Genomic DNA, 21698 nt, shown 5'->3' on the forward strand with positions numbered 1-21698 from the left:
GGGCGCAGCCCCTGGACTCCGCCGGGGGCTCCGCCCCCCAGGGGATCGCTACGGTACGACGACGATCTTGCGGCCCACCCCCGCCGCGAACTGCTCCAGCGCCTGCGGGTACCGCTCCAGCGGGATCCGGTCGCTGATGAAGGTCCCCGGATCCAGCACACCGTTCGCGAACAGCTCGGCCGCGCGTTCGAAGCTGTGCAGGACCGCCATCGAACCGGTGATGGTGATCTCCTGGTTGTAGATGCGGTACGGATCGATCGTGACCCGCGTCGCGTAGTCGGCGACTCCGAACTGGAGGAACGTGCCGGCCTTCGCCACCCGCCCCAGGCCGTCCTGGATCGCCGCCGCGTTCCCCGTCGCGTCGACCACGACGTCCCAGCCCTGCGGGCGGTCCAGTTCGTCCGGGTTCGCGGCCGAGGCGGAGACGCCCAGTTGCCGGGCCGTCTCCAGGCGGGACGGGTTGACGTCCACCACGTCCACGCTCGCCGCCCCCGTCCGCTTGGCCAGCTCCAGCATCATCAGGCCCATCGTCCCGGAGCCGTAGATCAGGACATGGGCCCCCAGGCGGGAACGCAGCACGTCGTAGCCCCGTACCGCGCACGACAACGGCTCCACCAGCGCCGCGTCCTGCGTACGGACGTGTTCGGGCAGCCGTACGCAGTTCGCGACCGGCGCCACCGCGTACCGCGCCGCGCCGCCCGCCGTCGTCACCCCGATCGCCGCCCACCGCTCGCAGAGGTTGTTGTGGCCCGTGCGGCAGTACCGGCATTCGTGGCAGTACAGGGACGGGTCCACGGCCACCCTGTCGCCGACCGACAGTTCCGTGACCCGCGTGCCCACCCCGACCACCTCGCCCGCGAACTCGTGCCCCGGCACGATGGGCAGCTCGGGCGCGAACTCACCCTGCAGGATGTGCAGATCCGTGCCGCACAGCCCGCAGGCCGCCACTTCGACGACGACCTCGCGCGGCCCCGGCGTCGGGTCCGGGACCTCCGTGACGACAGCCTTGCCCACGGACTCGATGACGGCGGCCTTCATTTCACGGCTCCCAACGACAGGCCCTGGACCAGTTTGTCCTGGGCGGCGAACCCCGCGGCGAGCACCGGCAGGGAGATGACGAGCGAAGCGGCGCACACCTTCGCCAGGAACAGGCCCTGGCTGGTGATGAAGCCGGTCAGGAAGACGGGGGCGGTCTCGGCGACCACGCCGGTGAGCACCCGGGCGAACAGCAGCTCGTTCCAGCTGAAGATGAAGCAGATCAGGGCGGTCGCCGCGATGCCCGGCAGGGCGATGGGGGCCACCACCCGCCACAGGATCGTCGGCAGCCTCGCGCCGTCGATCTGCGCCGCCTCGATGATCGCGGTCGGCACTTCGGAGAGGAAGGACTGCATCATCCACACCGCGATCGGCAGGTTCATGGCCGTGTAGAGGATGACCAGGGCCCAGACGTTGTCCAGCAGACCGGTGTTCTTCGCGAACAGGTAGATCGGCAGCAGGCCGGCCACCAGCGGCAGCATCTTGGTGGACAGGAAGAAGAACAGGACGTCGGTCCACTTCTTCACCGGCCTGATGCTGAGCGCGTACGCGGCGGGCAGCGCGAGGCACAGCGTCAGCAGCGTGGAGACCACCGACGCCGTCGTCGAGTTGATCAGGGCGGGCCAGGGGCCGGCACCGCCGCCCGCGCCGAAGAACGCGCGGTAGCTGTCCAGGGTGAGGGAGGCGGCGAGGGATGGGGGGTTGGTCGCCGCGTCCGCCTCGGAGTGGAAGGAGGTCAGCACCATCCAGAGGATGGGCAGCACGAACAGGAGGCCGGCCAGCCACGCGGTGATCCCCAGGGCGGCACCCTGGACCCGGCCGCGGGGCCGGGGCCGTCGCGCGGTGGCGGTGGTGAGGGCGGTCATCAGCGGGACACCTCCGCGCGGAACAGGGACGACACCACGCGCAGGGCGAAGGTCGCGAGGACGAGCGAGCCGATGACGACGATGACGCCGGCCGCCGAGGCGAGGCCGTTCTCATGCGCCTGGTAGAAGGTCTGGTAGATGGTGTACGGCAGGTTCGCGGTGCCCAGTCCGCCGGAGGTGATGGTGTACACCGCGTCGAAGTTCTGCACGATGTAGATCGAGCCCAGCAGCACGCTGAGTTCGAGGTAGCGGCGCATGTGCGGCAGGGTGATGTGGAGGAACACCTGCCAGTCGTTCGCGCCGTCCATCCGGGCCGCCTCGATCAGTTGCGGGTCGCGGCTCTGCAGTCCGGCGAGCAGGATCAGCGTCATGAACGGGGTCCACTGCCAGATCAGGGACGCCTCGACCGCTGTCAGCGGCATCTCGGAGATCCAGTCCGGCTGGGCCGCCCCGTCCCCTCCGATCCAGTGCAGGACGCCGTTGAACAAGCCGTACTCGGGGTTGAACAGCACGTGTTTCCACAGCAGCGCGGCCGCGATCGGCACCAGCAGGAACGGGGCGATGAGCATCGTGCGCACGGCGGCCCGGCCACGGAACCTCCGGTCCAGCAGGAGCGCCAGCACCAGACCCAGCACCAGGCTCACGAGCACGACCGTGACGGTCAGCAGGACCGTCGTCCACACCGACTTGCGCAGTTCGGGCGTGCTGAGCACCTCCGAGTAGTTGGCGAAGCCGGCGAAGTGACGGTCGTCCGGGTACAGCGCGTTCCAGTCGAAGAACGAGATCACCAGGGTGGCGACGAAGGGCAGCTGCGTCACGAGGATCATGAAGATCAGCGCGGGCAGCAGGGGGGCGCGGGTGGCCCACGCGCGCAGACGGTCCGGCCGCCGGACCGCCGGCCGCGGGGGAGCGGTGGCGGCCCGGGTGGGGGGAGTCGTGACGGTCATGATCCCTGGTACTTCTTTCCGACGGCCTCGGCGAGCTTCTGCGACTTGCTCAGGGCGCTGTCCACGGACTCCCGGCCGGCGATCGCGGCGCTGATCTCCTGGGAGACCTTGGTGCCCAGGTCGGTGAACTCCGGGATGCCGACGAACTGGATGCCGGGCGCGGGCCGGGGCTGCACGCCCGGGTCCTCGGGCCTGGCGTTCGCGATGGCGTCCCGGGTGACGTCCGCGAAGGCGGCCGCCTCCTTGCGGTACTGCGGGATGTCATAGGTCGACGCGCGCTTGCCGGCCGGCACGTTGGCCCAGCCGATCTTCTCGCCGACGAGCTTCTCGTAGTCCTTGCCGGAGGCCCAGGAGATGAACTTCCAGGCGTTCCCGGCGTTCTTGGACGCCTTCTGGATGCCCCAGGCCCAGGTGTAGAGCCAGCCGGAGCCGTCGGTCTTCTCGACCGGGGCCGGCACGTAGCCGATCTTGCCCTTGACCGGGGAGCCGGAGGCCTCCAGGGAGCCGGCGCCGGCCGTGGCGTCGTACCACATGGCCGTCTTGCCCTGGGTCATGTTGTTCAGGCACTCGGCGTAGCCGGACTGCGCGGCGCCGGACTCTCCGTGCTTGCGGACCAGGTCGACGTAGAACCGCGTGGCCTCCTTGAACTCCTTGGAGTCCAGTCGGGCCTTCCAGTCCTTGTCGAACCAGGTGCCGCCGAAGGTGTTGACGACCGTGGTCAGCGGTGCCATGACCTCGCCCCAGCCGGGCAGGCCGCGCAGGCAGATGCCCTTCATGCCGGGCTCGGCCTTGTCCACCTCGGCGGCGAGGTCTGCGACCTGCTGCCAGGTGGGCTTGTCGGGCATGGTCAGGCCCGCCTTCTCGAAGACGTCCTTGCGGTACATCAGGAAGGAGGACTCGCCGTAGAAGGGTTCGCCGTAGAGCTTGCCGTCCTCCGCGGTGAGGGCCTGCGTCATCGGCTTGAGGATGTCGTCCTGGTCGAAGGCGGTGTCGCTCTTGACGTACGAGTCCAGGGAGTGGAGCCAGCCGTTCTCGGCGTAGATCGGGATCTCGTAGTTGCTGAGCGTGGCGACGTCGTACTGGCCCGCCTGGTTGGCGAAGTCCTGGCTGATCTTGTCCCTGACGTCGTTCTCCGGCAGGACGGTGAAGTTCACCTTGATGCCGGTCTCCTTGGTGAAGTGGGCGGCGGTGAGCTTCTGCAGCTCCACCATCTGCGGGTTGTTCACCATCAGGACGTTGATGGAGTCGCCGCCGGTGGATCCGGACCCGCCGGCGCCCGAGCAGGCGGCGAGCAGTGGGGTGATCAGCGTTCCTGCGGCGGCCACGGCGATCAGGGTGCGTGGCGCCCGTCGGCTCCGGCTCTGGGTTCTCATGTGATGCTCCTGAACATACATATGGGGGCAAAGGGGGCTTCGGTGGGTGTGCGGTGCCCTGAAGGGTGAGGGCGGGGTTCTGGAAGTCGGTGCCCGGTGGTCGGCTCGGCCGTCAGACGCGGATGACCTGCGGCCCCAAGAGGGAGTAGCGATGGGCCTCGGCCGCGGGGAACAGGGTGCTGGTGACGATCGCCTCCAGGGCGCCGACCTCCGCGAAGCGGCAGAAGCTGACGGCTCCGAACTTCGTGTGGACGCCTGCGAAGACCGTGCGCCGAGCGGATCGGATGGCCTGGGACTTGACCTCGCTGACGGCCGGGTCGGGGGTGGTGAGGCCGTGTTCGCGGGAGATGCCGTTGGCGCCGATGAACGCCAGGTCGATGACGAAGCCGGCGAGCATCTTCGTGGTCCAGTGGTCGACCGTCGCCAGGGTGCCGGAGCGGACCCGTCCGCCGAGCAGCAGGACGGAGGCGTTCTCGGCCTCGGCGAGGGCGCCGGCGACCGGCAGGGAGGCGGTGACGACGGTCAGCGGCCGGTCCAGGGGCAGCGCTTCGGCGATGAGCTGCGGGGTGAAGCCCTCGTCGACGAAGACCGTCTCGGCGTCCCCGAGCAGCTCGGCCGCGGCGGCCGCGATCCGGCGCTTCTCGGGGACGTGGCTGGTGGCGCGGAAGGAGAGCGTCGTCTCGAAGCCGGCGCTCTCCACGGGGTAGGCGCCGCCGTGGGTGCGCCGGAGCAGGCCGTGGTCCTCCAGGACGCGCAGGTCCCGCCGCACGGTCTCCTTGGCCACGCCCAGGTCGGTGGCGAGCGCGGTGACGTCGACCGAGCCGGTGGCACGCGCGACGCGCACGATCTCACGCTGGCGTTCCTCGGCGGTCCTCGCCGTCTTTGCCGTGGTCATCGTCGACACCCGCTTCCGTGCTGTGCTGCCGGCTCGGTCGCCTCCGGGGGCGGTCGGGCCGGAGATGCCCGTTCGGACCCGGTGCGGCCCGTGGAGGAAGTTCTACAGCGGGGGTGCGGCACTGACCAGGTCTGTTGCGGAGTCGATGCTGCCCGTTTATGCCCGTTCGCCTCGGCTGGTGCCCGTCGCGGACCTGCGTGGCTGCGGGCCGGGGCGTGAGATCGGGCAGCGCGGATGCCCGAATGCGGGAGCGGGCGGGCCCGTTTGCTGCCCGCCCGCTCCCGCGAACGCTTCTTTTCCGCCGTGTGGCCGGATCAGTACGGCCAGATCGGCGGGTCGGTCACGAAGTGGCCGCCCAGGCAGGCGTGCGCCGGGTTGCCGGGGTCCAGCTCTCCCTGTTCGGCGATGAGCTTCTCGGCGTACGGCTCGGAGTCGTCCCTCGGCTCGTAACCGAGCGCCCGCGCGGTGGTGAGGTCCCACCACAGGCGCGTGTTGGCGGAGGAGCCGTAGACGACGGTGTGTCCGACGTTCTCGGCGGTCAGGGCCGCGTGGAAGAGGCGGGCGCCGTCGGCGGGGCTCATCCACACCGAGAGCATGCGCACGCTGGTCGGCTCGGGGAAGCAGGAGCCGATGCGGACGGAGACGGTCTGAAGGCCGTGCTTGTCCCAGTAGAACTGGGCGAGGTCCTCGCCGAAGGACTTGGACAGGCCGTAGAAGGTGTCCGGGCGGCGCGGGGTGTCGACGGGGATGAGCGGGTCGTCGCCCTGGGGCCGCGGGGTGTAGCCGACGGCGTGGTTGGAGGAGGCGAAGACGATACGGCCGATCCCCTCCTCGCGGGCGGCCTCGTAGAGGTTGTAGGTGCCCTCGATGTTCGCCTTGAGGATCTTGTCGAAGGGGGCTTCCAGGGAGATGCCCGCAAGGTGGATGATCGCGTCGACGCCCCGGACCGCCTCGCGCACGGCCTCCCTGTCGGCGAGGTCCGCGACGATCGCGTCCGGCTCACCGTCGATCGGGCGCAGGTCGAGCAGGCGCAGCTCGTAGCCGTAGGAGGGGAGCAGGTCCCGCATCAGGGTGCCGAGCCCGCCGGCGGCGCCGGTGAGCAGAACGGTGCGGGGAGCGGGCATCCTCGGGTCTCCTTGATGTCCGGTTGTGGTCCGGTTGTGGTCCGGTGACGTCCGGTCGAAGTCCGGCCTGGGATCGGCTGTCGTGCGTATGTACGTACGACATTCACATGCGTGGACACGCTAAGGGTGGTGCCCAGCCCCGTCAAGTGTGCCGCGACGTCGCCAAACGCGCTGCTGTGTTGCGGGTTTGCGCGCTTGACCCGCGTTGATACGTCCCCATAGCGTGGTGACGTTCAGAAATGTAGACGTGGATCATAAACATGCACCGGGAGAGCCCGTGACGTCAGCCCCCCTCGCCGCCCGGCTCAGCGCCCCCAGCGGGCCGCTGTTCTTCCCCGTCACCGCCTACGGCTCCGACGGCGCCGTCGACCTCGACGCGTACCGCACGCACGTGCGCCGCGGGGTCGAGGCAGGGGCCGCCGCCGTCTTCGCCTGCTGCGGCACCGGGGAGTTCCACGCGCTGACGCCCGAGGAGTTCGAGGCCTGCGTCCGGGTGGCCGTCGAGGCGGCCGAGGGGCGGGTGCCGGTCGTCGCGGGCGCCGGCTACGGGACCGCGCTCGCGGTGCGCTACGCCCGCCTCGCCGAGGCGGCCGGGGCGGACGGGCTGCTCGCCCTGCCGCCGTACCTGGTGATCGCCGGGCAGGAGGGGCTGCTGCGGCACTACAGGGAGGTGGCCGCGGCGACCGGGCTGCCCGTCGTCGTCTACCAGCGCGACAACGCCGTGTTCACGCCGGAGACCGTGGTCGAGCTGGCCCGCACCGACGGGATCATCGGCCTCAAGGACGGGCTCGGCGACCTCGACCTCCTGCAGCGCATCGTCAGCGCCGTCCGCACCGAGGTCCCCGGCGACTTCCTCTACTTCAACGGGCTGCCGACGGCCGAGCAGACCCAGCTCGCCTACCGCGGCATCGGCGTCACGCTGTACTCCTCCGCGGTCTTCTGCTTCGCCCCGGAGATCGCCCTCGCCTTCCACTCGGCGCTCGGCTCCGGCGACGAGGAGACCGTGCGCCGCCTGCTGGACGGCTTCTACCGGCCGTTCGTCGAACTGCGCGCCCAGGGCCGCGGCTACGCCGTCTCCCTGGTCAAGGCCGGCGTACGGCTGCGCGGGCTGGACGTGGGGGAGGTCCGGCCGCCGCTGCACGAGCCGGGCGAGGATCATGTCAAGCAGCTCGCGCAGCTGATCGAGCGCGGGTACGCGCTGCTTGAGGAGGGCATGTGAAGGCGTCGGCGTTCGTCTACCCCTGGGACGTCAACGGGGATCCGCGAGCCGCGGAGTTCATCGCGGGCATCGGCGTGCGGCAGGCGACGCTCGCCGCCGCCTACCACTCCACGCGCGCGCTGACGCCCCGCCACCCGAGCCACCGCGTCGTCACCGCCGAGCACGCGGCCGTGCTCTACCCGGCCGGCGACCGCTGGGAGGGCCGGGAGCTGCGCCCGTACGCGGCCGGTGACTGGGCACCCGGCGACGCCTTCGGCGAGGCCGCCGCCGCACTCACGGACGCGGGCCTCGAAGTGCACACCTGGGTCGTGCTCGCACACAACTCCCGCCTGGGCGCCGAGCATCCGGACACCTCGGTCGTCAACGCCTACGGCGACCGCTACCCCTGGGCGCCGTGCATCGCACAGCCCGCCACGCGCGCGTACCTGGTGGACCTCGCCGCCGAGGCGGCGGTACGGCCCGGGGCGCGCGGTACGGAGCTGGAGTCCCTCGGCTGGTACGGGCTGCAGCACCTGCACGCCCACGACAAGACCGGCGGGGTCGGTCTCGGCGACGCCGGGCAGTACCTGATGGCCCTGTGCTTCTGCCCGGCCTGCCGGGAGGGCTACGGCAGCAAGGGCCTGGACGCCGACGAGCTGGCGGACGCCGTACGGACCGCGCTGGAGCCGGTGTGGCAGGGAGCGCCCTCCGATGGCGGCTGGGCGGGCGTGGAGAAGCTGCTCGGTGAGACGACGGCGAACGCCACACGCGCGTGGCGGGACGAGACCGCCCGTACGCTCCAGGAGACGGCGGTCCGTGCCGTCCGGGACGCCGCGCCCGACGGCTTCCAGGTGCTGCTGCACGCCGACCCGGTGTCGTACCACTGCGGCGCCAACCCCGGCGTCGACCCGGCGCACATCCTGTCCGTCGCGGACGGCGTGGTCGTGCCCTGCGCGGGCGGTCCCGGCCTGCTGACCCCCTTCGCGCAGCAGCGCCCTGACGGTGCCGTCATCGCCGCCAACTTCACCGTGGTCTCCGGCATGGGGGGCAGCCCCGGCACGCTCGCGGCGGACATCACCGAGGCCCGGCGGCTCGGCGCGACGGAAGTGCGGCTGTATCACGCCGGGTTGGCGTCGGACGGTGACCTGGAGACGGTGCGCTCGGCGCTCGCCGGGCTCTGACGCAGGACCGCCGCCGTCACCAGCAGCGCGAGACCCAGGGCCAGCAGGGTCGGCCGGAGGTCGGCCAGTTCGACCAGCGCGGCCCCGGCGCTCAGCCCGATCACGTTCGGCGTGAACAGCAGGGTGTTCGCGGTGGCGGCGGTACGGCCGAGCAGCGCGTCCGGCGTCTCGTGCTGCACGGCGGTCAGCGCGGCGATCAGCACGCAGGGCAGCCCGGCGCCGATCGCCGCGCTGCCCGCCAGGGCCGCCGGGTCGGCCGGGACCGCCCGCAGACCCACCCCGACGGCCGTGAGGCCGATGCCGCAGGCCGCGAAGTGGTGGCGGCCGAGCCGGCGCAGGGCGGTTCCGGAGAGCAGCCCGACCGCCACCGAACCGGCGCCCTGCACGGCGGCGAGCACGCCCGCGTAGGCGGGCGAGTGGCCGAGGCCGCCTACGACGGCGTACACCATCGCGCCGTTGAGCCCCGCGAACAGCATGGTGGCGCCGCCCGCCACGACCAGGGGGCGCAGCCGGGGGTGTGCCCACAGGTGGCGGGCGCCCTCCGCCGTCCGCGCGTGCCAGCCGGCGGCGGGCGGCTCGGGCCTGCTCTCGCGGACGCGGAGGCAGGCGTACAAGCCGGTGGCGAGGACGAAGCTGATCGCGTCGAGGAGGGCGACGACCGGGCCGCCGTACACCGAGTACAGGCCCGCTCCGGCCAGCGGGGCGAGGAGCTTCATGCCCTCGGTGGCCGTCATGCGCAGCCCGTTGAAGTCGCCGAGCAGGTGCTTGTCGACGGCGGCGGCGACGAGTGCCGACTCGGCGGCGTCATGGACGATGCCCGCCGCGCCGTACACGAACAGCACCGCGAACACGATCCACACGCGGTCCGGGGAGTCGACGGCGAAAAGGGTGAGCAGCAGGGCGGCCAGGAGCAGGTTCGTGCCGATGAGCAGCGGTTTGCGGCGGACCCGGTCGGCGAGCGTGCCCAGGGCCGGGCCGGCCGGGGCCGAGGCCCACATGGCCAGCACGCACAGGGCGGCCAGCCCGTCCGAGCCGGTGAGGTCCTTCACCCACACGCCGGACGCGAGCCAGAGCGCGGAGGTGCCGAAGCCGGAGACCACCACTCCGGCGAGATACGGACCGGCGTTGCGGTCACGCAGCACACGCACCACTGTCCAGGTCGTCGTTTGCGTCGTCATACCTGGTCATCGTGGGGCTAAGGCCCCTGCTCGGTGATCGGGCAGGTGCCTTGGGGGAGAGGCGGGCGGGCGATGAGTTCCGGGGCCGGCATCGGTCTACCTCCCGAGAAACCGATCGGGTGAGGAGCAGCGATGACCGACACGACCTTCGACTTCGGACCGCAGGCATTGATCCTGGCACGCCTGGCGGAGGGCGTGACCGACGAGCAACTGCCGGACGAGACCCCGTGCCCCGGCTGTGCGGTGCGCAACATGCTGGGACACCTCCACGGTCTGGCCGTCGCCTTCCGGGACGCCGCGCGCAAGGACCTGGGCGCCACCACCGGCACCGCCCCGGACGCCGCCGCCTGCGAGATCGGCCCCGGCTGGCGCGAGGAGCTGCCCAAGGCCCTCGGTGAACTCGCCGACGCCTGGCGCGACCCGTCCGCGTGGACCGGCATGACCCGCGCGGGCGGCATCGACCTCCCCGGCGCGGTCGCCGCAGCCGTGGCGGCCGACGAACTGGTGATCCACGGCTGGGACCTCGCCCGAGCCACCGGTCAGCCCTACGAGCCCGATCCGGCCGCACTGCGGGTGTCGTACGACTTGCTCGCCGCAGCCGCCGCCGAACAGGACCGCGGCGGCGGCATCTTCGGCCCCGTCGTACCGGTCCCGGACGACGCGCCCCTCCTGGACCGGGCCGTCGGGTTGAGCGGACGGGACCCGGGCTGGACACGGAAGGGGTAGGTCCAGGAGAAACGGATACGGACCGCTCGTCAGTGTCTGGACGACCGGCTCCGGCACCCGGAATTCCACCTGCCCGGGTGATCCGGCGGCACGTAGCCTCCCCGCATGCCTCTCACGCTCACCGTCCTCGGCACCGCCTCCCCCCACCCCCGGCCCGGCCGCCCCTGCTCCGGCTACCTGCTGAGGGACGGTGGCGCCGAGAGGTGGGTGGACGCCGGTCCCGGCACCTTCGCGAAGTTGCAGCGGCACACCGACCCGGCGCGGCTCAGCGCGATCTGGATCTCGCACCTGCACGCCGACCTCCCCCAGTCTCGGCTTCGCTCGACCGGGCGGTGCCCCCATCGCCGACCTGTTGTCCGCGGTCTACGGGCACGCGTACGGAGGGCTCACTCCGCCCGCGCCCGTTCCCGTCTACGCGCCGGGTGACGGTGCTCAGCGGCTCGCCGGGTTCTCCGGGCGCCCGGACGCCGGTTTTCTGAACGGAATCCTCGACTTCAGGGCACTGCACGACGGGCACACCGCCCGCCACGGCGACCTGCTCCTCACCGCCCACGCCGTCACGCACGACGTCGAGGCCTACGCGCTGCGGGCCGAAAGCGGAGGGCGGGTGCTGGCGTACTCCGGGGACAGCGGGCCGTGCGGCGGCCTCACCGAGGCCGCCCGGAACGCCGACCTGTTCCTCTGCGAGGCCGACATCGACGCGCATCGCGAAGGCGAACAGGTCCATCTCACGCCCGAGGACGCCGGCGCCTGCGCGCGGGCGGCGCGAGCACGGCAGCTGCTCATCACCCACGTCGGCCCCGCACTCACCGCCGAGGCGGCCACCGTCCGGGCCGCCGGGGCCTTCGGCGGGCCCACCGCCACCGCCCGCGAAGGGGACATCCAGCGCATCTGAGACATCTCTCGCCCATCCGCACCCTCCGGGGCCTATCCGCCGGTCACCCCGACTTCTTTTGCCGGAAGCGTTGACGAAACACAGAGCCGCTCCTACCTTCAACGGGTCGTACTTCGTACGTCATATATGAGACGCGATACGCGAGATCCGATACGCGATCGACCGTGATGTGATCGACGAGATCCGAGAGGCGCGCATGACCTCTGTGCCCACGCCGATCCCCTCCCGCACGCAGTACGTGCTGGAGGAGATCAAACGCCGCATCCTCACCGGGCAGTTGACGCCGGGCCAGGCCCTGGTCGAGACCGAGCTCGCCGCACAGTTCGGGGTGTCGAAGACCCCGGTGCGCGAGGCGCTCAAGACCCTGGCCGGCACCGGGCTGGTCGTGATGAGCCAGTACAAGGGCGTGACCGTGCGCATGGTGGACGCGGACATGGCGCGCGAGGTCTACGACGTGCGGCTGCTCCTCGAACCCGAGGCACTCAAGCGTGCCGTCAGACGCGGCGCCTCCCTGGACGCCGCGCAGAACGCGCTGACGCGGGCCGACGAGGCCACCGACACCGCCGAGCGCTCCCTGGCCAACCGCGAGTTCCACCGCGCCCTGTACCTGCCGTGCGGCAACCCGCTGCTCGGCCGGATGCTCGACGAGGTCCGCGACCAGGCGGCCCTCGTCTCCGCCGTCGCCTGGGCCGCCTCCCCCTCCTGGGAGCGGGAGGCCGGCGAGCACCGGGAGATCCTGCGCCTCGCCCTCGCGGGCGACGCGGACGGCGCGGCGAGCGCCCTCCACGCGCACATCGCGTCGTTCGTCGAGCGGGCCTTTCCCGAAGCGGGGTCCGAGGCCCAGGGAGAGGACGGTCAGGCATGACAACGACGTTCGAGACCCAGCGGGCGGCCCTGGCCGACGTGGTGGCCATCCCGGTGACACCCTTCGCCGAGGACGGCTCCGTCGAGCAGGGCACCTACCGGGCCCTGTTGCGTCGTCTGCTCGACGGTGGCATCACGACCCTCACCCCCAACGGCAACACCGGCGAGTTCTACGCCCTCACCCCCGAAGAACGCCGTCTCGTCACCGAGCTGACCATCGACGAGGCCGGCGACCGTGCGGCGATCCTCGTCGGCGTCGGCCATGACGTGCCCACCGCCGCCGCCTCCGCCCGCCACGCCCGCGAACTCGGCGCGCAGATGGTGATGGTCCACCAGCCCGTCCACCCCTATGTCTCCCAGGCCGGCTGGGTCGACTACCACCGCGCCATCGCCGAGGCCGTGCCCGAGCTGGGCGTCGTCCCGTACATCCGCAACGCGCAGCTGGCCGGCGCCCGCCTCGCCGAACTCGCCGACTCCTGCCCCAACGTCATCGGTGTGAAGTACGCCGTCCCGGACGCCGCCAGGTTCGCCGCCTTCGCCCGCGACGCCGGCCTCGACCGGTTCGTGTGGGTGGCCGGACTCGCCGAGCCGTACGCCCCCTCCTACTTCTCGGCCGGTGCCACCGGCTTCACGTCCGGACTCGTGAACGTCGCCCCGGCCGTCTCCCGGAACATGATCGACGCCCTGCGCGCCGGCGACTACCCGGCCGCCATGAAGGTCTGGGAGCAGATCCGCCGCTTCGAGGAACTGCGCGCCGCGAACGGCTCCGCCAACAACGTCACCGTCGTCAAGGAGGCCCTCGCCTCCCTCGGGCTCTGCCGCCGCGAGGTCCGCCCGCCGAGCAAGCCGCTGCCCGAGAACGAGCGCGCCGAGGTCGCCGCCATCGCCGCCGGGTGGTCCATATGACCGACATGACCGAACGGAAGCGGCCCGAAGACCTCAGAAGCCACCAGTGGTACGGCACCGACGGCCTGCGCTCCTTCAGCCACCGCGCCCGCACCCGCCAGCTCGGCTACCTGCCCGAGGAACACCTCGGCAAGCCGGTCATCGCGATCCTCAACACCTGGTCCGACATCAACCCCTGCCATGTGCACCTGCGCGACCGCGCGCAGGCCGTGAAGCGCGGGGTGTGGCAGGCGGGCGGCTTCCCGCTGGAGTTCCCGGTCTCCACGCTCAGCGAGACCTTCCAGAAGCCGACCCCGATGCTCTACCGCAACATGCTCGCGATGGAGACCGAGGAGCTGCTGCGGTCGTACCCCGTCGACGGGGCCGTGCTGATGGGCGGCTGCGACAAGTCCACGCCCGCCCTGCTCATGGGCGCCGCGAGTGTCGACCTGCCGGCCGTCTTCGTACCGGCCGGGCCCATGCTGCCGGGCCACTGGCGCAACGAGGTCCTCGGCTCCGGCACCGACATGTGGAAGTACTGGGACGACAAGCGGGCCGGCCTCATCGGCGACTGCGAGATGCAGGAACTGGAGAGCGGCCTCGCCCGCTCGCCCGGCCACTGCATGACGATGGGTACGGCGTCCACGCTGACCGCCGCCGCCGAGGCCCTCGGCGTCACGGTTCCGGGCGCCTCCAGCATCCCGGCCGTCGACTCGGGCCACGACCGGATGGCCGCCAAGGCCGGCATGGCGATCGTCGAGCTGGTCCACCGGGACCGGAAGCTCTCCCACATCCTCACCCCCGAGGCCTTCGAGGACGCGGTCACCACCGTCCTGGGCCTCGGCGGCTCCACCAACGCCGTGATCCACCTGATCGCCATGGCGGGCCGCGCGGGCGTCCGGCTCACCCTGGACGACTTCGACCGCATCGCGCGCACGGTGCCGGTGCTGGCCAACGTCCGTCCCGGCGGACAGAGGTACCTGATGGAGGACTTCCACTTCGCGGGCGGTCTGCCCGGGTTCCTCTCCCGGATCCCGGACCTGCTCCACCTGGAGCGGCCCACCGTCTCCTGCGACACGATGCGCGAGCAGATCGACGGCGCGCAGGTGCACGACGACGACGTGATCCGCCCCCGGGACAACCCGGTCGCGAGCGAGGGCGGGGTCGCCGTGCTGCGCGGCAACCTCTGCCCCGACGGGGCGGTCATCAAGCACATCGCCGCCGAGCCGCACCTGCTCAAGCACACCGGTCCCGCGGTCGTCTTCGACGACTACAGGACCATGCAGCGAACCATCAACGACCCGTCCCTGGGCATCACCGCCGACAGCGTGCTGGTGCTGCGCAACGCCGGGCCCAAGGGCGGGCCGGGCATGCCGGAGTACGGGATGCTGCCCATCCCCGACCACCTGCTCAAGCAGGGCGTACGGGACATGGTGCGGATCTCCGACGCGCGTATGAGCGGCACGAGCTACGGCGCGTGCGTGCTGCACGTGGCACCCGAGTCGTACATCGGCGGCCCGCTCGCCCTGGTCCGCACCGGCGACAGCATCACCCTCGACGTCGAGGCCCGCACCCTCCACCTCCACGTGGACGACGAGGAGCTCCAGCGGCGCAGGGCCGAGTGGACGCCGCCGCCCGTCCGGTACGAGCGCGGCTACGGCGCGCTCTACAACGAACAGATCACCCAGGCCGACACCGGCTGCGACTTCGAGTTCCTGGCCCGCCCGGGCAAGGTCGCGGACCCGTACGCGGGCTGACCCTCCGTACCACCGCCCCACCCGGTCACCGCACCACGCCCGTCGAGAAAGCGCTTCACCCGCACGCGAACGCACGACCGAGCACGACCGAGCACGACGAAGCACGACGAAGCACGACGTACTGAGAACGGAGAACAGTCATGGCCCAAGCCGCAGCCGTGGCGAAACCGCCCGCGCCACCCCAGCGGCGCCGTGCCTCCGCCACGCCGCGCAGGCTGCCGTACCTGCTGATCGCGCCGGCGGCCCTGCTGATGCTGGGCTTCATCGCCTACCCGGTCATCAGCGTCTTCTACTACAGCCTGCAGAACTACAACCCCACCAAGCCGTGGCGGAACGGCTACGCGGGCTTCGACAACTTCGTCCAGATCTTCACCAAGGACCCGCAGTTCTGGGACACGCTGGTCTTCAGCGCCAAGTGGGTCTTCGTCGAGGTCGGGCTGCAGCTGCTGTTCGGGCTCGCGCTGGCCCTCATCGTCAACCAGACTTTCGTGGGCCGGGCGGTGGGACGCGCGCTGGTCTTCTCCCCGTGGGCCGTCTCCGGCGTGCTGACCTCCGCGATCTGGGTGCTGCTCTACAACTCCCAGACCGGCATCAGCCGCTACCTCGCGGACATGGGCATCGGCGACTACGGCACCAGCTGGCTGTCGGACACCTCCACCGTGTTCCCGGCGGCGATCGTCGCCGACCTGTGGCGCGGCGTCCCCTTCTTCGCGATCCTCATCCTCGCCGACCTCCAGTCCGTCTCGAAGGACCTGTACGAGGCCGCCGAGGTCGACGGGGCGAGCCGGCTGAAGCAGTTCTGGCACATCACGCTGCCGCACCTGAAGGACGCGATCATCCTGTCCACGCTGCTGCGCGCGGTGTGGGAGTTCAACAACGTCGACCTGCTCTACACGCTGACCGGCGGCGGACCGGCCGGGGAGACGACGACCCTCCCGCTGTACATCGCCAACACCAGCGTCGAGTCCCACAACTTCGGCTACGCGTCGGCCCTGACCACGGTCGCGTTCGTGATTCTGCTCTTCTGCTCGATCGTCTATCTGCGGCTGAGCAAGTTCGGAGGCGAGAACAAGTGAGCATCAAGGAGGCCACCAAGGTCGAGCCCGCGCCCGTGCGCGCCGCCCCCGAACCGCGGCGGCCGGCGAAGAAGCGCCGCCCCGCCTGGGACGAGGTCCCCCGCTGGCAGATCTACCTGCCGCTCGGCGTCTACCTGATCTTCACGCTCATCCCGTTCTACTGGATCCTGCTGTTCGCCCTGCGCCCGGCCGGCTCCACCTCGCTCGTGCCCTGGCCGATCACCTCCGACCACTTCGAGAAGGTGTGGACGGAGCGGCAGTTCGGCACCTACTTCGGCAACAGCGTGCTGGTCGGCGTCGCCACCCTGCTGATGACGACGATCGTCGCGCTGGCCGGCGGCTACGCCCTCGCCCGGTTCGACTTCAAGATCAAGCGGGCCTTCATGCTCGGCCTGCTGTGCTCCCAGTTCGTGCCGGGCGCCCTGCTCCTGGTCCCGCTGTTCGAGATCTTCGCCGAGCTGCAGATGATCAACTCCCTCGGCAGCGTCATCATCGCCGAGACGGTCTTCCAGCTGCCGCTGTCGATGATCCTGATCAGCAACTTCATCAAGAACGTGCCGTACTCCCTGGAGGAGGCGGCCTGGGTCGACGGCTGCAATCGCATGACGGCCTTCCGCATCATCGTCCTGCCGCTGCTGCGACCGGGTCTGATCGCCGTCGGCTCCTTCGCCTTCGTGCACTCCTGGAACCACTTCCTGTTCGCCCTGATGTTCCTCAACAACCAGGAGAAGCAGACCATCCCGGTCGGCCTGAACACCCTGATGAGCGCGGACAGCGTCGACCTGGGCGCACTGGCGGCGGGTGGCATCATCGCCGCCGTGCCCGTGGTGATCGTCTTCGCCTTCATCCAGAAGTGGCTGATCACCGGCTTCAGCGCGGGGGCGGTGAAGGGATGAGAGTACGTCACATCGCCGTCATCGTCGGCCTGTTGGGACTGCTGTGCGTGCCCGCGCACGCCGATGCCCGGGACATCAGCCGCGACACCCTTCCCGCGAACGACGGCTGGGCCTCTGACGGCGCAGGCACCACCGGAGGCGCCGCGGCCGACGACGCCCATGTCTTCACGGTGACCGACCGGGCCGGGCTGGTCCGCGCCCTCGACGGCGGCAGCGACACCCCGAAGATCATCAAGATCGCCGGGACCATCGACGCCGGCACCGACGACGACGGCGACCACCTGGACTGCGCCGACTACGCCACCGGCGGCTACAGCCTGAAGAAGTACCTGGCCGCCTACGATCCCCGCACCTGGGGCTCCGCCAGGCCCAGCGGGCCGCAGGAGGAGGCCCGTCAGGCCTCGGCGGCGAAGCAGGCGGAGCGGATCGTGCTGCCCGTCGGCTCCCGCACCACCATCGTCGGCCTCGGCGACAGAGCCGTCCTGAAGGGCGCGAGCCTCCAGATCAAGGACGCGGACAACGTCATCGTCCGCAACCTGGAGCTCCGCGACGCCTACGACTGCTTCCCCGTCTGGCAGCCCAACACCGGCGGCCTCGGCGACTGGAAGACGGCGTACGACACCCTCTGGCTGCGCGGCGCCACCCACGTCTGGATCGACCACGTCACCGCCTCCGACAAGGGCCACCCCGACGCCAAGGAACCCACCTACTTCGCCCGCAACTACCTGCGCCACGACGGCCTGCTCGACATCACCAACGGTTCCGACCTGGTCACCGTCTCCTGGAGCCGGTTCGCCGAGCACGACAAGGCGATCCTCATCGGCAACGCGGACACGGCCACCGGCGACCGCGGCAAGCTGAGGGTCACCCTGCACCACAACGAGTTCTCCTCGGTCGTCCAGCGCGCACCGCGCGTCCGCTTCGGCCAGGTGCACCTCTACAACAACCGGTACGTGATCCCCGAGGACGCCACCGACTACCGCTACTCCCTCGGCGTCTCCACCGAATCGGCGATCTACGCCGAGAACAACGCCTTCACCGCACCCGGCCACGTCGAGGTCGCCGACCTGGTCAAGAGCTGGAACGGCAGCGCCCTGCACCAGTCCGGCACCCTCTTCAACGGCTACCCGGTCGACCTGCTCGCCATCCACAACGCCTACAACTCGGGCAGCGAGCGCGACCTGACCGCCGACGTCGGCTGGGTACCCACCCGGCACACAGCGATCGACAGCGCCGCTCAGGCCGATCGAGAGGTGGCTCGCGGCGCAGGCGCGGGGAGGATCCCATGAGCGAACCACTGTCCCTCGTCCTCGCGGGCGCCCGCGGCCACGGCCGCTGGCACATGAACAACATCCGCCGGCTCCAGGACAAGGGCCTCGTCCGGCTCGCGGGCATCTGCGAGCTGACCCCCCTGACGGAGGACGAGCTCGACGGCCTGGGCGCCCCCGAGCAGTCCCCCGACTTCGGTGCCCTGCTGGACTCCACCGGCGCGCGGATCGCCGTGATCTGCACGCCGATCCCGACCCACACCGACCTGGCGCTGACCGCCGCCCGCAGGGGCGTGCACCTCCTGCTGGAGAAGCCGCCCGCTCCCTCGTACGCCGAGTACCGGCGGATGGCCGACGGTGTCGCCGAGGCCGGCGTCGCCTGCCAGATCGGGTTCCAGTCGCTGGGCTCGCACGCCCTGCCCGCGATCCGTGAGCTGGTCGCCGAGGGCGCGATCGGCGAGCTGGTGGGGCTCGGCGGGGCCGGCGCCTGGGTACGCGACGAGGCCTACTTCCGGCGCGCGCCCTGGGCGGGCAAGCGGCGGCTGAACGGTGCCGACGTGATCGACGGGGCACTGACCAACCCCCTCGCGCACGCCGTCGCCACCGCACTCGCCCTCGGCGGCAGCACCCGCGCCGAGGACGTCACCGGCATCGAGACCGAGCTGCTGCACGCCAACGACATCGAGTCCGACGACACCTCCTGCGTCCGGATCACCACCGCGCAGGGCCACCCGGTCACCGTCGCCGCGACCCTGTGCGCCGAGCGGGCCGACGAACCGTACGTCCTCGTGCACGGCAGCCGCGGCCGGATCACCTTCTGGTACAAGCAGGACCGCGTCCTGCTCCAGCGCGCCGACCACGGCCCCGAGGAGTACGAGTACGGCCGCACCGACCTGCTGGAGAACCTCGTCGACCACCTGACCACCGGGGCCGGCCTCCTCGTCACCCCGGACGGGACGGGCGCCTTCATGCAGGTCGTGGAGGCGATCCGCCAGGCCCCCGACCCGGCCGCGCTGCCGGACACCGCCTGGCACCGGATCCCCGGCGAGAACCGCCGGGTCGTCCCCGGCATCGACGGACTCGTCGCGGCCGCCGCCGACACCCTCTCCCTCTACTCCGAGCTGGGCGCCCCCTGGGCGCTCCCCGCACAGCACCTGCCGAAGGAGGTGAGCGCCCGGTGACGGGAAACGACACCGTGGTGCTGCGCGTGGCGGGCCGACCGGTCGGCCGGTACGTCACCCGCCCCGAGCTGCCCGCCCGGCACTCCCCGCGCCCGTACCTGCACCCCGTCACCACCCTGGCCGGCACGGCGGTGACCGAGCTCAGCCCCGCCGACCACACACACCACCTCGGCGTCGGTGTCGCCGTTCCCGACGTCGAGGGGCACAACTTCTGGGGCGGACGCACCTTCGTCCGCGACCAGGGCCCGACCGAGCTGGACAACCACGGCGCCCAGCGGCACGTCTCCTTCCAGTTACGCGACCCCGACGGCTTCGTGGAGGAGCTGCGCTGGGTGGCGTCCGGAGCCGAGCTGCTGCGCGAGCGCCGTACGGTCGCGGCCACGGAGCTGACCGGCGCCGCCTGGGCGCTGGACTTCACCTTCTCCCTGACCAACGTCACGCCGGAGACGCTGTCGATCGGCAGCCCCGCCACCAACGGGCGCCCCGGCGCGGCCTACGGCGGGTTCTTCTGGCGGGCCCGCAAGGAGTCCGCCGCACCGGAGGTCTTCACGGCCGACCGCGAGGGGGAGGCCGAGGTCCACGGCCGCCCCGCCGGCTGGCTCGCCCTCGCCGGCAGCACCTGGACCCTGGTCTTCGCCGGGGCCACCGAACAGACCCGACGGGACCCGTGGTTCGTGCGCGCCGAGGAGTACCCGGGGGTCGGTTCCTCGCTGGCGTACGACGAGCGGCTGCCGATCCCGCCGGGGGAGACGGTCGTCCGCCGGGTGGTCACCGTCGTCGCCGACGGCCGCCTGGACCGGGACGCGGCCGCGGCCCTCGTACGGAAGGCGGTGAGCCCGTGACCGCCGAAACGTATACGAACCCCATCCTGAACGCCGACTGGTCCGACCCGGACGTGGTCCGCGTCGGCGACGACTTCTACCTGACCGCCTCCAGCTTCGGCCGCGCGCCCGGCCTGCCGTTGCTCCACTCCCGCGACCTGGTGAACTGGACCCTGGTCGGCCACGCCCTCGAACGCCTGGAACCGGCTGAGGAGTTCGTCACGCCCCGGCACGACTGCGGCGTCTGGGCCCCTTCGCTGAGGCATCACGACGACCGCTTCTGGATCTTCTGGGGCGACCCCGACCAGGGCATCTTCCAGGTCAACGCCCCTGAGATCAGGGGACCTTGGACCCGTCCGCACCTTCTGAAGGAGGGCAAGGGCCTGATCGACCCCTGCCCCCTGTGGGACGAGGAGACCGGCGAGGCCTACCTCGTCCACGCCTGGGCCAAGTCCCGCTCCGGCATCAAGAACCGGCTCACCGGTCACCGCATGCACCCCGACGGCACCGAGCTGCTCGACGAGGGCAAGATGATCGTCGACGGTGACCGCATCCCCGGCTGGTTCACCCTCGAAGGACCCAAGCTCTACCGGCACGACGGCTGGTTCTGGATCTTCGCCCCCGCCGGGGGAGTGGAGACCGGCTGGCAGGGCGCCTTCCGCTCGCGCGGCTTCTTCGGGCCGTACGAGGAGAAGGTCGTCCTGGAACAGAAGGACACCGACGTCAACGGGCCGCACCAGGGCGGCTGGGTGCGCACCCCGTCCGGCGAGGACTGGTTCCTGCACTTCCAGCAGCGCGGCGCCTACGGCCGGGTCGTCCACCTCCAGCCGATGCGCTGGGGTGCGGACGGGTGGCCGGTGCTCGGCGACGACGGCGCCCCCGTCGCCGTACACCGGCGGCCCGGCCTGCCGCCTCAGCCGACCGCCGCGCCCGCCACCGACGACGACTTCCCCGGCGGACGCTTCGGCCGCCAGTGGCAGTGGACCGCCAACCCGCAGGACGGCTGGGCCACCCAGCACTCCGGGGACGGACTGCGGCTGGCCTGCGTCCGCTCGGCCACCGCGCACGACCTGCGCACACTGCCGAACGTGCTCACCCAGCGGCTGCCCGGCACCCCCTGCGCCGTCGAGGTGGAGCTACGGCTGGACAGCGAGGAGCCGGGAGCGCGGGCCGGGCTCGCGGTGCTCGGCGACGCGTTCGGTTGGATCGGGCTCCAGCGGGGCGCGGACGGGACCGTGCACCTGGTGCACCGGTTCGCGGAGGCGGTCGCGGAGAGGGAACGGGACGCCGACCATCCGCGGCTCGCCCCCGAGGGACGGGCACGGCTGCGGATCGAGATCGGCGCCGGGGCGCGCTGTCGCTTCTCCTACGACGTCGGGGAGGGCTCCCGCCCCTCCGGTCAGGTCTTCGCCGCCACCCCCTGGCGCTGGGTCGGCGCCCTGCTCGGCCTGTTCGCCCTCGCGCCCGCCGGTCAGGGGCACGCCGGCGCGGCGACCTTCACACAGTTCAGAGTCACACCCGCATAACTCACC

General features: G+C 71.4%; 19 protein-coding genes and 1 pseudogene. 13 read left to right on the forward strand and 7 right to left on the reverse strand.

Annotation, left to right across the window (positions count from 1 at the left end; genetic code table 11):
- Positions 1–48 precede the first annotated feature (48 nt).
- The 6 genes from NW895_RS08175 to NW895_RS08200 all read right to left on the reverse strand — a co-directional run bounded on the left by NW895_RS08175 (position 49) and on the right by NW895_RS08200 (position 6240).
- Positions 49–1038 carry a zinc-dependent alcohol dehydrogenase family protein gene (locus NW895_RS08175; RefSeq protein WP_289934658.1) on the reverse strand — a complete coding sequence of 330 codons (990 nt, stop codon included), beginning with the start codon at positions 1036–1038 and terminating at the stop codon, positions 49–51.
- On the reverse strand, positions 1035–1901 hold the full coding sequence (locus NW895_RS08180) for a carbohydrate ABC transporter permease (protein ID WP_289934659.1): 867 nt from the start codon (positions 1899–1901) through the stop codon (positions 1035–1037). The genes NW895_RS08175 and NW895_RS08180 overlap by 4 nt, the downstream gene beginning before the upstream one ends.
- The gene (locus NW895_RS08185) at positions 1901–2848 is read right to left on the reverse strand and encodes a sugar ABC transporter permease (RefSeq protein WP_289934660.1); all 948 of its coding nucleotides are present in this window, start codon (positions 2846–2848) and stop codon (positions 1901–1903) included. The genes NW895_RS08180 and NW895_RS08185 overlap by 1 nt, the downstream gene beginning before the upstream one ends.
- Positions 2845–4221, reverse strand: a complete 1377-nt coding sequence (locus NW895_RS08190) for a sugar ABC transporter substrate-binding protein (protein ID WP_289934661.1) — start codon at positions 4219–4221, stop codon at positions 2845–2847. Before NW895_RS08190 ends, NW895_RS08185 begins: the two co-directional genes overlap by 4 nt.
- Before the next feature lie 112 nt (positions 4222–4333).
- Positions 4334–5116 (reverse strand): DeoR/GlpR family DNA-binding transcription regulator, encoded by a 783-nt coding sequence (locus NW895_RS08195; RefSeq protein WP_289934662.1) that lies wholly within the window; start codon positions 5114–5116, stop codon positions 4334–4336.
- 314 nt (positions 5117–5430) lie between these two features.
- Positions 5431–6240 carry an NAD(P)-dependent oxidoreductase gene (locus NW895_RS08200; protein WP_289934663.1) on the reverse strand — a complete coding sequence of 270 codons (810 nt, stop codon included), beginning with the start codon at positions 6238–6240 and terminating at the stop codon, positions 5431–5433.
- Positions 6241–6517: 277 nt separating this feature from the next.
- Here NW895_RS08200 and NW895_RS08205 point away from each other — a divergent pair, with 277 nt between their 5' ends.
- Entirely contained in the window at positions 6518–7459 is a 942-nt protein-coding gene (locus NW895_RS08205; RefSeq protein WP_289934664.1) for a 5-dehydro-4-deoxyglucarate dehydratase, read from the forward strand.
- Positions 7456–8619, forward strand: coding sequence for a hypothetical protein (locus NW895_RS08210; RefSeq protein ID WP_289934665.1), 1164 nt, complete (start codon positions 7456–7458; stop codon positions 8617–8619). Before NW895_RS08205 ends, NW895_RS08210 begins: the two co-directional genes overlap by 4 nt.
- Here NW895_RS08210 and NW895_RS08215 read toward each other — a convergent pair.
- Positions 8556–9797: an MFS transporter gene (locus tag NW895_RS08215; protein WP_289934666.1), complete on the reverse strand. Its 1242-nt coding sequence runs from the start codon at positions 9795–9797 to the stop codon at positions 8556–8558. The genes NW895_RS08210 and NW895_RS08215 overlap by 64 nt on opposite strands.
- 132 nt (positions 9798–9929) lie before the next feature.
- On the opposite strand from NW895_RS08215, the gene NW895_RS08220 reads away from it, so the two are divergent.
- From NW895_RS08220 to NW895_RS08270, 11 genes and pseudogenes are all read left to right on the forward strand, one after another.
- Positions 9930–10523 (forward strand): TIGR03086 family metal-binding protein, encoded by a 594-nt coding sequence (locus tag NW895_RS08220; RefSeq protein ID WP_289934667.1) that lies wholly within the window; start codon positions 9930–9932, stop codon positions 10521–10523.
- Positions 10524–10628: 105 nt separating this feature from the next.
- Positions 10629–11418 (forward strand): annotated as a pseudogene (locus NW895_RS08225) (MBL fold metallo-hydrolase).
- Between the two features lie 196 nt (positions 11419–11614).
- On the forward strand, positions 11615–12283 hold the full coding sequence (locus NW895_RS08230) for a GntR family transcriptional regulator (RefSeq protein ID WP_289934668.1): 669 nt from the start codon (positions 11615–11617) through the stop codon (positions 12281–12283).
- Positions 12280–13188 carry a dihydrodipicolinate synthase family protein gene (locus NW895_RS08235; protein WP_289934669.1) on the forward strand — a complete coding sequence of 303 codons (909 nt, stop codon included), beginning with the start codon at positions 12280–12282 and terminating at the stop codon, positions 13186–13188. The genes NW895_RS08230 and NW895_RS08235 overlap by 4 nt, the downstream gene beginning before the upstream one ends.
- Before the next feature lie 5 nt (positions 13189–13193).
- A complete protein-coding gene (gene araD, locus NW895_RS08240; RefSeq protein WP_289934830.1) occupies positions 13194–14924 on the forward strand; it encodes an L-arabinonate dehydratase in 1731 nt (576 codons plus the stop codon).
- A 140-nt stretch (positions 14925–15064) separates the two neighbouring features.
- Positions 15065–16000 carry a sugar ABC transporter permease gene (locus NW895_RS08245; RefSeq protein ID WP_289934670.1) on the forward strand — a complete coding sequence of 312 codons (936 nt, stop codon included), beginning with the start codon at positions 15065–15067 and terminating at the stop codon, positions 15998–16000.
- A complete protein-coding gene (locus NW895_RS08250; protein ID WP_289934671.1) occupies positions 15997–16896 on the forward strand; it encodes a carbohydrate ABC transporter permease in 900 nt (299 codons plus the stop codon). The genes NW895_RS08245 and NW895_RS08250 overlap by 4 nt, the downstream gene beginning before the upstream one ends.
- A complete protein-coding gene (locus tag NW895_RS08255) occupies positions 16893–18185 on the forward strand; it encodes a pectate lyase (protein WP_289934672.1) in 1293 nt (430 codons plus the stop codon). Before NW895_RS08250 ends, NW895_RS08255 begins: the two co-directional genes overlap by 4 nt.
- The gene (locus NW895_RS08260) at positions 18182–19345 is read left to right on the forward strand and encodes a Gfo/Idh/MocA family oxidoreductase (protein ID WP_289934673.1); all 1164 of its coding nucleotides are present in this window, start codon (positions 18182–18184) and stop codon (positions 19343–19345) included. Before NW895_RS08255 ends, NW895_RS08260 begins: the two co-directional genes overlap by 4 nt.
- Positions 19342–20187, forward strand: a complete 846-nt coding sequence (locus NW895_RS08265) for a PmoA family protein (protein ID WP_289934674.1) — start codon at positions 19342–19344, stop codon at positions 20185–20187. The genes NW895_RS08260 and NW895_RS08265 overlap by 4 nt, the downstream gene beginning before the upstream one ends.
- Positions 20184–21692: a glycoside hydrolase 43 family protein gene (locus tag NW895_RS08270; protein WP_289934675.1), complete on the forward strand. Its 1509-nt coding sequence runs from the start codon at positions 20184–20186 to the stop codon at positions 21690–21692. Before NW895_RS08265 ends, NW895_RS08270 begins: the two co-directional genes overlap by 4 nt.
- Positions 21693–21698: the final 6 nt, after the last annotated feature.

It is taken from the genome of Streptomyces sp. S.PNR 29, assembly GCF_030386795.1.
Classification (GTDB): Bacteria; Actinomycetota; Actinomycetes; order Streptomycetales; family Streptomycetaceae; genus Streptomyces.

Coding starts and splice junctions, on each gene's coding strand:
- NW895_RS08255 (WP_289934672.1), top strand. CDS start 16,893: ATGAGAGTACGTCACATCGCCGTCATCGTCGGCCTGTTGGGACTGCTG.
- NW895_RS08230 (WP_289934668.1), top strand. CDS start 11,615: ATGACCTCTGTGCCCACGCCGATCCCCTCCCGCACGCAGTACGTGCTG.
- NW895_RS08175 (WP_289934658.1), bottom strand. CDS start 1,038: ATGAAGGCCGCCGTCATCGAGTCCGTGGGCAAGGCTGTCGTCACGGAG.
- NW895_RS08245 (WP_289934670.1), top strand. CDS start 15,065: ATGGCCCAAGCCGCAGCCGTGGCGAAACCGCCCGCGCCACCCCAGCGG.
- NW895_RS08200 (WP_289934663.1), bottom strand. CDS start 6,240: ATGCCCGCTCCCCGCACCGTTCTGCTCACCGGCGCCGCCGGCGGGCTC.
- NW895_RS08185 (WP_289934660.1), bottom strand. CDS start 2,848: ATGACCGTCACGACTCCCCCCACCCGGGCCGCCACCGCTCCCCCGCGG.
- araD (WP_289934830.1), top strand. CDS start 13,194: ATGACCGAACGGAAGCGGCCCGAAGACCTCAGAAGCCACCAGTGGTAC.
- NW895_RS08215 (WP_289934666.1), bottom strand. CDS start 9,797: ATGACGACGCAAACGACGACCTGGACAGTGGTGCGTGTGCTGCGTGAC.
- NW895_RS08260 (WP_289934673.1), top strand. CDS start 18,182: ATGAGCGAACCACTGTCCCTCGTCCTCGCGGGCGCCCGCGGCCACGGC.
- NW895_RS08235 (WP_289934669.1), top strand. CDS start 12,280: ATGACAACGACGTTCGAGACCCAGCGGGCGGCCCTGGCCGACGTGGTG.
- NW895_RS08220 (WP_289934667.1), top strand. CDS start 9,930: ATGACCGACACGACCTTCGACTTCGGACCGCAGGCATTGATCCTGGCA.
- NW895_RS08180 (WP_289934659.1), bottom strand. CDS start 1,901: ATGACCGCCCTCACCACCGCCACCGCGCGACGGCCCCGGCCCCGCGGC.
- NW895_RS08190 (WP_289934661.1), bottom strand. CDS start 4,221: ATGAGAACCCAGAGCCGGAGCCGACGGGCGCCACGCACCCTGATCGCC.
- NW895_RS08195 (WP_289934662.1), bottom strand. CDS start 5,116: ATGACCACGGCAAAGACGGCGAGGACCGCCGAGGAACGCCAGCGTGAG.